Annotated in this window: 13 protein-coding genes; 8 read left to right on the plus strand and 5 right to left on the minus strand. The window is 62.8% G+C overall.

What is annotated here, in order from left to right; all coding sequences use genetic code 11:
* Positions 1-10: 10 nt before the first annotated feature.
* On the minus strand, positions 11-763 hold the full coding sequence (locus PHAMO_RS03150; RefSeq protein ID WP_456085321.1) for a CvpA family protein: 753 nt from the start codon (positions 761-763) through the stop codon (positions 11-13).
* A complete protein-coding gene (gene radA / locus PHAMO_RS03155; RefSeq protein WP_002726368.1) occupies positions 735-2,108 on the minus strand; it encodes a DNA repair protein RadA in 1,374 nt (457 codons plus the stop codon). The genes PHAMO_RS03150 and radA overlap by 29 nt, the downstream gene beginning before the upstream one ends.
* 153 nt (positions 2,109-2,261) lie before the next feature.
* On the opposite strand from radA, the gene PHAMO_RS03160 reads away from it, so the two are divergent.
* Complete coding sequence (locus PHAMO_RS03160) at positions 2,262-3,554, plus strand: NCS2 family permease (protein ID WP_002726370.1); 1,293 nt, start codon at positions 2,262-2,264, stop codon at positions 3,552-3,554.
* Between the two features lie 13 nt (positions 3,555-3,567).
* On the opposite strand, the gene PHAMO_RS03165 is transcribed toward PHAMO_RS03160, so the two are convergent.
* Entirely contained in the window at positions 3,568-4,416 is an 849-nt protein-coding gene (locus tag PHAMO_RS03165; protein WP_002726372.1) for a division plane positioning ATPase MipZ, read from the minus strand.
* 97 nt (positions 4,417-4,513) lie between these two features.
* Here PHAMO_RS03165 and PHAMO_RS03170 point away from each other — a divergent pair, with 97 nt between their 5' ends.
* From PHAMO_RS03170 to lpdA, 7 genes are all read left to right on the plus strand, one after another.
* A complete protein-coding gene (locus tag PHAMO_RS03170) occupies positions 4,514-6,508 on the plus strand; it encodes an ATP-binding protein (protein WP_002726373.1) in 1,995 nt (664 codons plus the stop codon).
* Positions 6,509-6,594: 86 nt separating this feature from the next.
* Positions 6,595-7,335 (plus strand): GGDEF domain-containing protein, encoded by a 741-nt coding sequence (locus PHAMO_RS03175; RefSeq protein ID WP_002726375.1) that lies wholly within the window; start codon positions 6,595-6,597, stop codon positions 7,333-7,335.
* Between the two features lie 169 nt (positions 7,336-7,504).
* Positions 7,505-7,816: an FtsB family cell division protein gene (locus PHAMO_RS03180; RefSeq protein WP_235720777.1), complete on the plus strand. Its 312-nt coding sequence runs from the start codon at positions 7,505-7,507 to the stop codon at positions 7,814-7,816.
* Between the two features lie 102 nt (positions 7,817-7,918).
* Positions 7,919-8,917, plus strand: coding sequence for a pyruvate dehydrogenase (acetyl-transferring) E1 component subunit alpha (pdhA, locus tag PHAMO_RS03185; protein WP_002726379.1), 999 nt, complete (start codon positions 7,919-7,921; stop codon positions 8,915-8,917).
* A 16-nt stretch (positions 8,918-8,933) separates the two neighbouring features.
* Complete coding sequence (locus PHAMO_RS03190) at positions 8,934-10,295, plus strand: pyruvate dehydrogenase complex E1 component subunit beta (RefSeq protein ID WP_002726381.1); 1,362 nt, start codon at positions 8,934-8,936, stop codon at positions 10,293-10,295.
* Positions 10,292-11,188 carry a 2-oxo acid dehydrogenase subunit E2 gene (locus PHAMO_RS03195; RefSeq protein ID WP_002726383.1) on the plus strand — a complete coding sequence of 299 codons (897 nt, stop codon included), beginning with the start codon at positions 10,292-10,294 and terminating at the stop codon, positions 11,186-11,188. The genes PHAMO_RS03190 and PHAMO_RS03195 overlap by 4 nt, the downstream gene beginning before the upstream one ends.
* 44 nt (positions 11,189-11,232) lie before the next feature.
* Positions 11,233-12,621 carry a dihydrolipoyl dehydrogenase gene (gene lpdA, locus PHAMO_RS03200; protein ID WP_002726385.1) on the plus strand — a complete coding sequence of 463 codons (1,389 nt, stop codon included), beginning with the start codon at positions 11,233-11,235 and terminating at the stop codon, positions 12,619-12,621.
* A 115-nt stretch (positions 12,622-12,736) separates the two neighbouring features.
* Here lpdA and PHAMO_RS19920 read toward each other — a convergent pair whose 3' ends face one another.
* Positions 12,737-13,426 carry a phosphatidylserine decarboxylase gene (locus tag PHAMO_RS19920; protein ID WP_040566136.1) on the minus strand — a complete coding sequence of 230 codons (690 nt, stop codon included), beginning with the start codon at positions 13,424-13,426 and terminating at the stop codon, positions 12,737-12,739.
* A 710-nt stretch (positions 13,427-14,136) separates the two neighbouring features.
* A complete protein-coding gene (locus PHAMO_RS03210; RefSeq protein ID WP_002726389.1) occupies positions 14,137-14,910 on the minus strand; it encodes a phosphatidylserine decarboxylase in 774 nt (257 codons plus the stop codon).
* Positions 14,911-14,926: the final 16 nt, after the last annotated feature.

The raw sequence follows: 14,926 nt of genomic DNA on the forward strand, positions 1-14,926 counted from the left end.
GGAAGAGATCCTACTGATTGCCGCGGATCAGCCGCTCCATCTGGGCACGGCTTTCGCTGTCGTAGACTGGAGCCGGGCGCGTCGGAGCGGACGTGGCCCCTGGGGTCACGGTAGAGGGTGCGGCCGGCNGGGGGGAAACAAATTTCTGAAAGGTCTGCTCCGCCTCGATCATCTGGCGGGTTTCTGAAGAGACGGTACGGGCCTTGATCTCAGCCTGACCAAAGCCTTCGGGAGCCATCGATTTCAACATATTGCCGCCACGCTCAAGCCAGGGGCGGCTGCGCGCATCGGCCAACCAGGCCGGATAATGCTCGGGGCGGTCGAACAGCCAGGCGGTGGCAAGAAACGCCAACGACACCAGCACGGCGCCGCGCGCCAGACCGAACACAAAACCAAGCGAGGAATCGACACTATTCATCGCGCTTTGGCGCACCCGGTCGGACACTCGTTTGGTCAACAGGGACAAGACCAGCAGGGTCACCAGGAACAGGCAGGCGCCGGTGGCGGCATCGGCAGCCCACGGCACGCCGATCTGCGAGCGAAAGAACGGCTGGAATGTGGAAAAACCGTAAAGGGTGGCGAACACCGCTCCGACCCACGAGGTGATCGACAGAACTTCCTGAACGAAGCCACGCAGAAAGGCGAAGCCTGCCGAGCCGAGCAGAACCCCGATCACGACAACGTCAACCACGGTGATATTGAGGTTTCCCATTCGCCCTGTTTCCAATCGACGGCTATGCCGGGCGGAACAGCCCCAACACATCCTGAAGATGCCCGACGGTGCGTATCGTCAACGTCCCGGCCGACGCACCGACCGATTTGTCCCGGCGCGGCCTGGATGGCACCAGCGCCTGAGCAAAACCCAGCTTGGCGGCCTCCTTCAAACGAAGGTCGGCCTGGGACACGGCACGAATCTCGCCTGACAGCCCGACCTCGCCGAACACGACCATATCGGCCGGAACGGGCACATCGGACGACGACGACACCAAGGCCGCGGCCACCGCCAAATCTGCCGCCGGCTCGGTGATGCGCAAGCCGCCTGCGACGTTCAAATAAACGTCATTCCCCGACAAAGCAAGCCCACAACGGGCGTCCAGCACCGCCATCACCATCGCCAGACGGCCCGTGTCCCAACCGACCACTGCCCGACGGGGCGAAGACAGCGACGACGGTGCCACCAACGCCTGAATCTCGACCAGCATCGGGCGACTGCCCTCAATCCCGGCATAGACACACGAACCCGACACGTTGCCGCGCCGTTCGGCCAGAAACAAGGCCGAGGGATTGGCGACCTCGGACAAGCCCTGTTCGGTCATTTCGAACACCCCGATTTCGTCGGTCGCGCCAAAGCGGTTTTTGGTGGCGCGCAGGATACGAAACTGGTGGCCGCGATCCCCTTCGAAATAGAGCACGGTATCGACCATGTGTTCCAGCACGCGAGGACCGGCAATCGTCCCTTCCTTGGTGACATGGCCCACCAGGAACAGCACGAAGCCGCGTCGCTTGGCGAGCCGGATCAGTTCGGCGGCGGCGGCACGCACCTGACTGACCGTGCCGGGGGCCGCTTCGATGCTATCGGCGTACACCGTCTGAATCGAATCGATCACGACCACGTTGGGGGCGTCGGGACCGTCAAGCGTCGCAATGATATCACGCAGACTGGTCGCCGAGGCCAGTGCCACCCCCGCCCGAGCATGACCCAGGCGATGAGCACGCATCCGTACCTGATCGACCGCTTCCTCTCCCGATATATAGGCAACCCGAGCCCCGGCGGACAGGGCCGCACTTGCCTGAAGCAGCAAAGTCGATTTACCGATGCCGGGATCGCCGCCGACCAGCAGACACGAACCGGGAACCAGCCCGCCACCGCAAACACGGTCAAGTTCGCCGATACCAGTGATCAGACGCGGCAATGGGGCAGAACTGCCCTCAAGTGCGACGAAATCGATCCGTCGCCCCTTGCCCGCGGTCAGTCCCTTGGGGATCTCGTCGCGGGCCGCTTCCTCCTGAATCGAATTCCAGGCACCGCAGGCCTCGCACTTGCCCGCCCACTTGGTCGTGACGGAACCGCATTCCTGACAAACGAAACGGGGAGAGGCTTTGGCCAAGACGATCCGGCTTTCCGGTCAAGGTGAAGCGTGCAACCGTATCATGGGAACATTGAGGCAACAATGCGAAAAGTGTCCTGCATCGGCCTTGGCCGGAACGTCCTGGTGCGCTATCCCTGACCGACGGCTGTTTGCAAGGGATGGGGGGGGACCGTGCTGGAACGTCTGTTCGCGATCAAGGCTCAGGGAAGCTCGGTTTCGACCGAGATACTGGCCGGGCTGACTACCTTTCTGACGATGGCCTACATCATCATCGTCAATCCTGCGATTCTGGCCGAGGCCGGGATGGATCACGGTGCCGTCTTCGCCGCAACCTGTCTGGCGGCGGCGGCGGGAAGCCTGCTGATGGGAGTGTTGGCGAATTATCCAATCGCGCTGGCACCAGGAATGGGGCTCAACGCTTATTTCACTTATACCGTGGTTCTGGGACTGGGCCATTCCTGGCAAGTCGCGCTGGGCGCGGTGTTCGTTTCCGGGCTGCTGTTCCTTGCCCTGGCGCTGTCCCCGGCGCGCGATGCGATCATCGACGCGATCCCCCATTCGCTGAAGCTGGCGATATCGGCCGGAATTGGACTCTTTCTCGGCATCATTGCCCTGAAGAACGCAGGGTTTGTGGTCGCCCATCCCAGCACCCTGGTAACGCTTGGCGATCTGCACCAGCCGTCTGTCCTGCTCTCGATCGCTGGGTTTCTGATCATGGTCGCGCTTGATGCCCGTAAAGTTCCTGGGGCGATCCTGATCGGTATCCTTGGAACGGCAGCGGCAGGAATGGCGATGGGAGTCAGCCCCTTCGGCGGCATCGTCGCCCCTCCGCCCAGCATCGACCCCACCTTCCTGGCGATGGATATCCGCGGCGCCCTCGACCTGGGGCTGGTGGCGATCATCTTCGCTTTTTTGTTTGTCGTGGTGTTCGACAATGCCGGAACCCTGGTCGGGCTGGCGCATCGCTCCGGGCTACTCGATGCGAAGGGCAAACTACCGCGCACCGGGCGGGTGCTGATCGCCGACGCGTTGGCGGCGACGGGCGGTGCCGCGCTGGGCACGTCCAGCACCACCAGTTTCATCGAGAGCGCCGCCGGCATCAAAGCGGGTGGACGCACCGGCCTGACCGCCGTCACGGTCGCGGGCCTGTTTCTGCTGGCGCTGTTCTTCAGCCCACTGGCTGCGTCGGTGCCACCCTATGCCACCGCCCCGGCCCTGCTGTTCGTCGCCTGCGTGATGACGGGCAGCCTGAGCGGGATCGATTGGGACGATGTGACCGAAGCGGTGCCTGCAACGATTACCGCGCTGGCAATGCCCCTGACCTTCTCGATTGCAGACGGGATCACCTTCGGGCTGATTTCCTATACCGCGATCAAGTTTTTGTCCGGGCGCGGGCGGGAAATCGGCATCGCTGTGTGGGTACTGGCAGCGGCGGCGCTGGCGAAGCATGCCTTTGTCGGGTAGCGCCGGTCTTGGCTCAGACCGGCGGGTCTCTCAGCCGGTCGAGCCGGTCGGCGACACGGGGTAGCCACAACTCGCCCAGCAGGGCGCAGACCTCATCGCGGGCCGAGCGGTGCGATTTCGTCATTTCCATCCCGATCCCGGCCTGATCAAGATCGAGCACGGTCAGCCCCCACAGGAACAAATAGCGATAGATCATCCGCTCGCCGAATCCATCGGCGAGGCGAAACCCCAGCACCCGCTGCATCTCGGGCAGCAGATCGGCCATCATCAGCTTGTTGCGGTCGGTCAGGGGCGATAAGCGCGAGCGGGTCACCACCCAATCGATACCGGAACGATGCCGTCGCCGACGCTCGCGCCGCAGATCCCACACCAGATCGGCATAGGGACCGGCCTGAACCAGTTTGCGGCTGACGGGATCGAGCCGCCCGAGCAGATCGAGATCGAGCAGGCTGTCGTTGATCGGGGTGATCAGAGTATCGGCGTGGATATGGGCGTGGCGGGCCAAAGCGACATCGGCACCGGGACAATCGACGACGATGAACTCGCAAGTGTCGGCAAGATCGGTCAAAACACGGTCGAAGCTTTCGCATTCCTCCGCAATCGCACCACTCTTCGAATCGACGTCGGATGGCAACACGACCGCCATCCGGGGCATGGGCAGCGCGACCGAGGTCCGACTGACCCAGCCAACCCGGTTGGCGACATAGCGGCCCAGCGATTGCTGACGGTGATCGAGATCGATGCAGCCGACCCGAAACCCCAGCCGCATCAGTCCGACCGTCACGTGCATCGCAACGGTGGTCTTGCCCGACCCGCCCTTTTCGTTGCCGATCACCACCACATGCGCGCGCGGCGCCACCACCGTTACCCTCCCGCTCCGGGGGCGGACCTCGCCCCGCACGAAACCTCATGGTACACTAACCTCGGATGCAAGCCTCCATCCCTTGTAAGGCGACTTCATGACCCGCTCCGACCCGCTCGCGCCCGTCATTCCACCCCCCCAAAACGAAACAGATCCCGCTCTGTTTTGCGGACCGAAAGCAGACATCCTGGCCGACCTCGATTGCCTGTCGTGGCAACGGGAGATGTTGGCCGATGGCTCCATTCACTATCCGTGGATTTCCGAGAGAACCGCCAGCACCCTGGGCGTCCCCCCCGAGGCATTGACGGTTTCTGCCTGCGGCTCGCTTGGTGTCATTCATTGGGCCGACCGTGAGAACTATCTGTCGTCGATCCACGACTCGGCCCGAAGCCTGTCGCCCTGCCGTATCGATTTCCGCGTCATCACCGCCGGCGACGAAACCCGCTGGATGCGGGAATCCTCGCGCCCGCACACGGCGGCGGACGGACGGATCGTCTGGGACGGAGTCTGGCTGGACAACACCCGCTCGATCCGCGCCGAATTTCATCATCAGACTCTGATGGATCATGCGCAAGATTGCATATTCATTTTATCCGATGACGACCGGGTAATATGGTGCAATTCCGCCGCACGCAGGGAGTTTACCCTTAGCCCCAACGAAGGCCCCGGCCTGCCCTTCGCCGATCTGATCGAGCCGGGCGCCCCGTCGCCAGTGGTACTGGCGGCAGCCGACCCTGAGGCTCCGTCCCGCTCGATCGATAACGAGATGATGGGGCGACGACGCGACGGGTCGCGTTTTCCCTTCGAGATGACGGTCAGCGAATTGCGCAGCGACGGACGGCTGTCGTTGATCGTGATCGGCCGCGACATCACTAGGCGACGCGACGCGGAACGACGGCTGGCGGAAAGCGAACGGCGGCTCCGTCTGACCTTCGTCACCGCCGCGCTGGGGATCGTCGTTGTGACGATGGATGGCGTCATCCGGTTCTGCAATCCGGCGTTCGAGAGCATGGCCAGCGACGGCTATTCCAGCCTGCTCGGAACCAATCTACGCACTTTCATTCCGAACGAATTGCTTCCGCCACCATCGCGGATTCCCCCGGCGGGGATGTCATTCGGGCTGTTGTGCTCTCCCCGCCTCGCGGACGGAGCCGAACGTCACTGGCGCATGACCGGCACCCGCTATCCGACCGCACCGGATCAGACCGAGCCGTCGCTGCTGTTCTTCATCGAGGATGTCACCGAGACAACCCGCATCGCCCACGAACGGCGACAACTCGAATTGCTGCTGCACGAGGGGCAGAAACTAGAAGCGTTGGGTCGTTTGGCCGGCGGCATCGCCCATGAGCTGAACAATATGCTGGGACCGATCCTGATGGGGGCCGAGATGATTGCCCGCACCGCCAGTCTCGACGAGCGCAACGCCGAACGATGCCGACGGATCATCGACGCCTCGAAGAACAGCCGCGAGATCGTCCGCAACGTGCTCACCTATTGCCGCAAGGAAAGCAAGGTTCTGGGACCGGTCGATCTAGTGCGGGTGTTCGACGATTTCACCGCCATGGCCGCCTCAACTCTGCCGCCCTCGATCAAGGTCGTGCGGCAACGCGAAATCGACCGCGCCACCATCATCGGCGACGGCGGACAATTGCAGCAAATCCTGCTCAATCTGGTCAACAACGCCCGCGACGCAATGGAGGGGCACGGAACACTGACCCTATCGCTGATCGAACTGGACCCGGCGGGGCTGGCGGCGCTGATCACCGCCGCGCGCGAACGCATGGTCCAAAAAAGCGTCTCGGACCCACCGCTAAACCCACTTTCGGCCCTTTCCCCCACCGCCCATTACGTCAAGATCAGCATTAGCGATACCGGAGATGGGATGGATGCCGCGACCATCGCCCGCATCTTCGACCCGTTTTTTACCACCAAGCCGGTTGGACAAGGCACCGGACTGGGGCTTTCGGTCGTGCAGAACCTCGTCAAGGGAATGGGCGGCGTCATCAGCGTCGAAAGTCATCCAGGCTCGGGATCGACGTTCAGAATCGTCCTGCCAGTCTCGGAGCCGAACGAGGCTGCGGCAACCCCCTAGGTGGTGTGGACACTTAAGGCACGATAGATGCCCTTATGATAACATTATTCGCCCTTAAGCTTGGCCCGGACCAGAAGAGTTGAAAGATGGCCAACGAGTTCCGCACCGACCCATTGATTCCCGTCACCCTGACAACAGGGGGCGGGCGGGAGCGTGAACCGCATGGATTCGGCCATGCGCCGCATTCGCCATACCCACCGCCGGAACCACCACGAACCGAACATTCGACTACCGATGTCGCCTCGATCCTGGGCTTGCCCGATTCGGTGGTAACCCCGGCGGTGATGACCGCGATCACCGGCCTGCTGGGAGAACTCGACCGGCTGCGCTGGGCAGAGTCTCTTGCGCGCCGTCGCCTGACCCACCTGGAAACCCTGGCTGATCAGGACAGCCTGGTCCCGATTCCGAACCGACGCGGCTTCATGCGGACAGTCGAGACTCTTATGGCTTCGGGCGCTGCCGATGGGACGCTGGTGGTTCTGCACGTCTCTGGAATCGAACAGATTCGTCAGCAGGATGGGATGGCGGCGGGTGAAGCCGCTCTTCGCCATATCTGCGCCAATCTGGTCGGCGCACTGCGCACGACCGATCCCAGAGGATTGCTGGGAGGCAGCGATTTCGGTCTGGTGCTGGTCTCGACCGGCTTGGCGGTGGCGCGAACAAAGGTGCGCGAGATGATGGAGCAGATCAACCTGCTCCCCTTCGTCTGGCAGGGCAGATCGCACAGTTTTGCCATGTTCTCGGGCTATCATATCCTCCAGGCTGGAGAAAACGCTGAAATGGCGGTCGCCGCCGCCGATCGTGCGCGGCGCGGTGCGGCAAACTAGACCTCGAAAAATTGCGTTCGCATTCCGTTCATCGGGTCAATGTGGTACAATTCACAGAGAATGAACTGAAAGCGCTTGCTTTGATTGAAATCTCGCGAACCCTGTCGAAATCTATTTTTTCTTCGGGCGGGTATTGACGCGATAATTCAGGCTGTGATTTCATTCCGCCATGATTCAGGATATTCGACGCTACCTTCGCCACATTTCTGGACCTCTGGTCGGAGTCTGCGCTGTGGTCTATTTTGCCTATCACACTGTCGAAGGTGATCGAGGCATCCGTGCGTGGCTGCGTCTGCAAGATGAAATCCTGAACGCCGAAATGCAATTGGCGAAGGTTTCGTCGGAACGGCGCGAGATGGAGCACCGGGTATTGCTGCTGCGGCCCGACCACCTGGATCAGGACATGCTGGAAGAGCGCGCCCGCATCATGCTCAACATGAGCAAAGACGGCGACATCGTTGTGTTCGACCGCCATCATTGACTCCGGCACAGCGTCGAATTCTCCCCCCTACCCTTGCGGACCGACCTGTTTTGCTCCACCTGTGGGTATGAGCTCTTCGCTAAAATCCGCAGGGGGAGTTTTATGGCCGCTAAAATAGACCCCGCAACCCCAGCCACGCCCCCGCCCCAGGAATTGCTGCGACTATACCGCTCGATGCTGCTGATCCGCCGCTTCGAGGAAAAAGCCGGTCAGCTTTACGGCATGGGGCTAATCAACGGATTCTGCCACCTTTATATCGGTCAAGAAGCGGTGGTCACCGGAATGCAGGCCATGGCCGAACCGGCGGATTCCTGCATCACCAGCTATCGCGATCACGGCCATATGCTCGCCTGTGGGCTGGACCCCAAAGGAGTCATGGCCGAACTGACCGGACGAGCGGATGGCTATTCGCGCGGCAAGGGCGGCTCGATGCATATGTTCAGCCGCGAACATCGCTTTTATGGCGGTCACGGCATCGTCGGGGCCCAAGTACCCCTTGGGATCGGGCTGGGGTTCGCGCACCAGTACCGGGGCGATGGCGGCGTTGCCCACATCTATCTCGGCGATGGCGCGGTCAACCAGGGGCAAGTCTACGAATCTTTCAACATGGCGGCCCTGTGGAAGCTGCCGGTCGTGTTCGTAATCGAGAACAACCTCTACGCGATGGGAACAGCCTCGGCCCGCCATGCCGCAGGCGATGAATTATGCGCGCGCGGTGCCGCTTATGGCATTCCCGGCGAGCGAATCGACGGCATGAACGTATTGTCGGTGCGGTCAGCGGCCGCACGCGCCTTGGCCTATGCTCGCGCCGGGGCCGGTCCTTTCATCCTGGAAATGATGACCTATCGCTTTCGTGGTCATTCAATGTCCGATCCGGCCAAATATCGCAGCAAGGAAGAGGTGTCCGAGATGCGGGACCACCACGATCCGATCGACCGGCTACGCCAGACCTTGACCGACCGGGGCGTGATCGACGAGGCCGGATTGAAGGAGATCGACCGGACGATCAAGGCCTGTGTCGCTGCCGCCGCCGAGTTCGCCCAAGCCAGCCCTGAGCCCGCCGCGTCGGAGCTGTGGACCGATGTTCTGACCGAAGCCTGAGCGGAGACCGTCTACAATGCCGATCGAAATCCTGATGCCGGCTTTGTCGCCGACGATGCGCGAGGGACGGCTGGCCCGGTGGCTGAAGGCCGAGGGCGATGCGATCAAGTCTGGCGACGCCCTGGCCGAGATCGAGACCGACAAGGCAACGATGGAACTGGAATCGGTCGAGGACGGCATTCTCGGCCGCATCCTGGTTCCGGCCGAAACCGACGGAGTCCCCGTCAATACCCCACTGGCTCTGCTGCTGCTTGAAGGCGAGTCTCCCCCCGCCGCCGCTCAAACTCAAACGCCGACAACCGCGAATCCTCCCCCCCCTGTCATCCCCACCGCTCCATCGCCCCCCGCTCCGACGGCGCGTGCGGCCCCGACCGCCACCCATCGCCAGACTGTGCGCGACGCTTTGCGCGATGCAATGGCAGAAGAGATGCGCCGTGATCCTGACGTGTTCCTAATCGGCGAAGAGGTGGGCCAGTATCAGGGGGCTTACAAGATCAGTCAGGGGTTGCTCGACGAATTTGGTCCCAAGCGGATTATCGATACGCCGATCACCGAAATGGGCTTCACCGGACTGGCCTGCGGCGCGGCCTTCAGCGGGCTGAAGCCGATCGTCGAGTTCATGACCTTCAACTTCTCTCTTCAGGCCATCGACCACATCCTCAATTCTGCGGCCAAGACTCGCTATATGTCGGGCGGGCAATTGTCGTGTCCGATCGTATTTCGCGGCCCTAACGGAGCCGCCGCGCGAGTCGGAGCCCAGCACAGTCAGGATTTCTCGTCCTGGTATGCCCATTGCCCCGGCCTGAAGGTCGTCGCGCCATGGAGCGCCGCCGACGCCAAGGGATTACTGAAATCGGCGATCCGCGACCCTGATCCGGTGGTGGTTCTGGAAAATGAGCTGCTGTACGGACAAACTTTCGACGTCCCCGACGATCCCGACTTCGTGATCCCGTTCGGCCAAGCTGAGATCGTCCGTCCAGGCAGCCATGTCACCCTGGTGGCGTGGTCGCGGATGGTCCAGGTGGCGCTGGATGCCGCCCAGATACTGAAGGCCGAGGGAATCGAGGCCGAAGTGATCAACCTGCGCTCGCTCCGCCCGCTTGATATCGGCACCCTGGTTGCCTCGGTGCAGAAGACCAACCGCATCGTTACCGTTGAGGAAGGCTGGCCGGTTGCCGGAATCGCCGCCGAAATCGCGGCGCAGATCGTCGAGCAGGCTTTCGACTGGCTTGACGCTCCGCCGACACGGGTATGCGGTGCCGACGTGCCGCTGCCCTATGCCGCCACTCTGGAACGCTTGGCCCTGCCCCAACCCGACACGGTTGCCGCTGCGGCCCGCGCCGTCTGTTACCGGCATAACGACGGAGGTGCGGCATGAGTTCCGAACCGCGCCAGTTCGCCAGCCCCCTCGCCCGCCGCCTCGCCGCCGCGGCCGGGATCGACCTTACCAAACTGACCGGAAGCGGGCCGCACGGGCGAATCGTCAAGGCCGATGTCGAGAAAGCGAAGACCGCCACACCACCGCCACACCCGGCACCGATCGCAGCATCCCCGACACTCCCCGCTCCGGCCGCGCCCGCCGCCTCGGCTGGCTATACCGACCTGCCGCTGACGCCGATGCGGCGAACCATCGCTCGCCGCCTGACCGAAGCGAAGGCAACGATTCCGCATTTCTATCTCACCGTCGATATCGAGATGGACGCCGTTCTGGCTCTGCGCGAACAGCTCAATGCCCGACTGGCCCCGGACAAGCTGTCGGTCAACGATTTCATTCTACGTGCGGTGGCATTGGGACTCCGTGCCGTACCCGAGGCAAACGCCGCCTGGGCCGAGACTGCGATCCGGCGCTTCACCGACATCGACATCGCCGTCGCGGTGGCGACGCCCGAAGGTCTGATCACCCCGATCGTGCGACAAGCCGACCGCAAGGGGCTGGGCGAGATCTCCGCCGAAGTCAAATCGCTGGCCACCCGCGCCCGCGACGGGGCCTTAAAGCCCGAGGAGTACCAGGGCGGCGGCTTTACCATCTCCAACCTCGGCATGTACGGAGTGCGCGACTTCGCCGCGATCATCAACCCGCCCCAGGCATGCATCCTGGCGGTGGGATCTGCCGATCCCCGCCCAATCGTCAAAGCGGGAGCTCTGGCGGTCGCTACGGTGATGAGCGTCACGCTGTCGGTCGATCATCGGACGGTGGACGGAGCCACCGCCGCCCGTTTCCTCGCCACAACGAAGAGCATGCTGGAAGACCCGTTGCGAATGATGCTGTAAGCGGGACGCAGCCCAGCCAGGGAACAAACAGCCGGGAGAGACCGATGACCGAAAGCGTAAGCGACTTGATCGTGATCGGCGGAGGACCGGGCGGCTATGTTGCGGCGATCCGCGCGGCCCAGCTTGGTCTGTCGGTTACTCTGGTCGAGCGGTCTCATCTGGGCGGAATCTGCCTCAATTGGGGCTGTATCCCGACCAAGGCATTGCTGCGCTCCGCCGAACTTTACCGCCTGATGGGCGAGGCAAACTCATTCGGACTGTCGGCGGGGTCTCTCGGCTTTGACCTCGACCAGATCGTTGCTCGCTCGCGCGCGGTCGCCGGACGGCTCCAGGCCGGAGTGCGCCATCTGCTGAAAAAGAACAAGGTAACGGTGATCGAGGGCACCGCCCGTCTGATTGGACCGGGACAGGTCGCAGTCGAAGGCCAAGGCTCTCTGACGGCACCGCATATCATTCTGGCAACCGGAGCGCGGGCGCGTCTGCTGCTCGGCTTTGAACCCGACGGACGTTTCCTGTGGAGCTACCGCGAGGCGCTGACTCCCGACATTTTGCCCCGGCGTCTGGTGGTAATCGGATCGGGTGCGATCGGGATAGAATTCGCCAGCTTTTTCGCCGCTTTCGGCTCAGAGGTAACAGTTATCGAGGCACTCGACCGCATTCTGCCGGTCGAAGATCATGAAATCTCGGCCCTTGCCCGCACCGCGTTCGAACGCCAGGGACTGCACATCCTCACCGGGGCCACGGTCACAGGACTGACCAAACACGAACACGATGTCGAGATTACCGTCGAATCCGGCGGCCAAACCCTCCGCCTTCCCGCCGACCGGGTTATCGTCGCCATTGGCATCACGGGAAATGTCGAAAATATTGGCCTGGAAACCACCCAGGTCCGAGTCGAAAAAGGACATATCGCGACCGATTCACTCTGCCGGACCGACCAGCCCGGCCTGTACGCAATCGGCGATGTCGCCGGGCCGCCTTGGCTGGCGCATAAAGCCAGCCACGAAGGCGTTCTTTGCGTCGAAGCCATCGCCGGATTGCCCGGACTCCATCCCATCGACCCTAAGCGCATCCCTGGCTGCACTTACGGACATCCTCAGGTGGCCTCGGTCGGACTGACCGAAGCCGCCGCCATCGCCCAAGGTTATACCATCCGCGTCGGCCGTTTTCCCTTTGCCGCGAATGGCAAGGCCATCGCCCTGGGAGAGGTCGATGGATTGGTCAAAACCCTATTCGACTCGACCAGCGGTGAATTGCTCGGTGCCCACATCATCGGTCCCGAAGCTACCGAAATGATTCAGGGATACGCGATTGCCACCACCCTGGAAGCAACCGAGGCAGACCTGATCGCCACGACTTTCCCCCACCCAACCCTATCAGAAGCGATGCATGAAGCCGTGCTCGCCGCCTTTGGCCGAGCGCTGCATATCTGAGTGATACCAAACCCCGATCAGTCCAGCTTGGCATAAGGCCATCGGCCCACCCCCCAAATGAAAAGGGCCGCGCAGCCCAAAGGCAGCGCGGCCCCGATCGTTATTGCCACTGGACCTAGCGGATGGACCCGATACGGGCCGGTTCCGCTGATTTGAGATCGGCAAGCACCGTCTCACCAGCAATCGCGGTCTGACCGACGACGACCAAAGGCTTGGCCCCCTCGGGCAGGTAGATATCGAGACGGCTGCCGAAGCGGATCAGGCCGAAGCGCTCGCCAGCTTTGACCTTCTGACCGTCCTTCAGACCATTGCTGATCCGACGCGTCACCAAACCAGCAATCTGGACGAAGGCGATATCGCGGCCATCCTCAAGGGTCAACCGCACCGCGACGCGTTCATTATGCTCGCTGGCCTTATCCAGGGAGGCATCGAAGAACTTGCCCGGACGATAGGCGGTACGCGCGACAGTCCCATCGGCGGGGATGCGGTTGACGTGCACGTTGAAGACGTTCATGAAAACGCGGACGACCGGACGCGGAGTCGGGCCGAACCCCAATTCCGCCGGCGGCACCGCCTGCTCTACGGTCTGGACCACGCCATCGGCGGGCGAAATCACCAGACCGGGGCGAACCGGAACCACCCGCTTCGGATCGCGGAAGAACCAGGCACACCACAGCGCGAACAGCAGGGACAGAGTCCCGAGAAAACCCCAGATATGGCCAAGCACCAACCAACCGACCAGACCGGCGGCGACAAACAGCCAACCTTCGCGATTGATCCCCAACAGAGCTGGCTGAGTCGCCAGTTTACCACCGGGGGTCTGCGGCCGGATCACCACCGCAGGCTCTACTTTGGGAGCGGGAGCGGGCTTCGGTGCCTCGACGACCGGCACAGGCTTAACCTCGACAGGAGCAGGCTTCGGAGCCTCGACGACCGGCGCGGGCTTGGCCTCGACAGGAGCGGGCTTCGGTGCCTCGACGACCGGCGCGGGCTTGGCCTCGACAGGAGCAGGCTTCGGAGCCTCGACGACCGGCGCGGGCTTGGCCTCTACAGGAGCAGGCTTCGGAGCCTCGACGACCGGCGCGGGCTTAACCTCGACAGGAGCAGGCTTCGGAGCCTCGACGACCGGCGCGGGCTTAACCTCGACAGGAGCAGGCTTCGGAGCCTCGACGACCGGCGCGGGCTTGGCCTCGACAGGAGCGGGCTTCGGTGCCTCGACGACCGGCGCGGGCTTGGGCGCAGGCTTCGGCGTGGCGGCAGAAGCGGCAGCCGGCTTGGCAGCAGCGGCTTTGGGCTTGGACAGAGCGGACGGATCGCCACCCTGGTGGTTTTTTCCACTTTTGCGGGACATGACTCCCCCCATACGTAATCGGCCCCGCCGGGCAGGAGACCCTCCTCCGATCACACGGAACGGAGGAGGGTCATTCAGACTTCGATCATAAGGCCGATCGGATGGAGACGCGACCCCCACACGATCAGCTCCGGTCCGGCCCCACCCGCCGGGCCGGGTTCGACTTAAGCGAGTTCGGCCAGAACCGTCTCACCGGCGATGATCGACTGGCCGGGGGCCACGGTCGCCGCCACACCTTCGGGCAGATAGACGTCAACGCGGGTTACCAGCTGACCGAGCGAGAAGCCGGAAGCCTTGGTGGCATCCTTTGTCTCGGCGGAGGCTTCGCCCTTGAAACGCTTCACCAGATCTTTGATCGGATCGAGGCTGAAGCGAGCGATACCGGCGCGCTGACCGGCTTTGACCGGCTGGCCTTCGACCAGATCGTTGCTGATGTGACGCACGACCAAACCAGCGACCTGAACCACGGCGACCGGACGGTTGTTGGCAGCGGCGACGACGACGCCAAGGCGATCGTTCTCGGCAGCGGCGGCATCACGCGAAGCATCATCGAACACGCCAGCGACTTCGACGGTCTTGGTCACCTTGCCCTCGACCGGGACGCGATTGACATGTACATTGAGAAGATTACGCAGCAGGGTCACACGCACCCGCGGCTTGTCGCCCAGGCCCAATTCGGCAGGCGGCGCAACGGTTGCAACGGTCTTGACCACACCATCAGCCGGGCTTACGACAACGCCGTCACGAGACGGGGTCACGCGCTCCGGGTCACGGAAGAACCAGACGCTCCAAACGGTAGCAAAGAATCCCAGCCACCCCAGCAGTCCCCAAATCTGCCCGAGCACCCACGCCACCACGGCAAAGAGAGCAATGAAAAGCCACCCTTCACGGTTCACGGGGAACGACAGGTACTTGGTCAGCGAATTTTCCTCGGCCATTTCCACCCCTCCGGAT

The sequence above is a fragment of the Magnetospirillum molischianum DSM 120 genome, from assembly GCF_000294655.1.
Lineage (GTDB): Bacteria > Pseudomonadota > Alphaproteobacteria > Rhodospirillales > Magnetospirillaceae > Phaeospirillum > Phaeospirillum molischianum.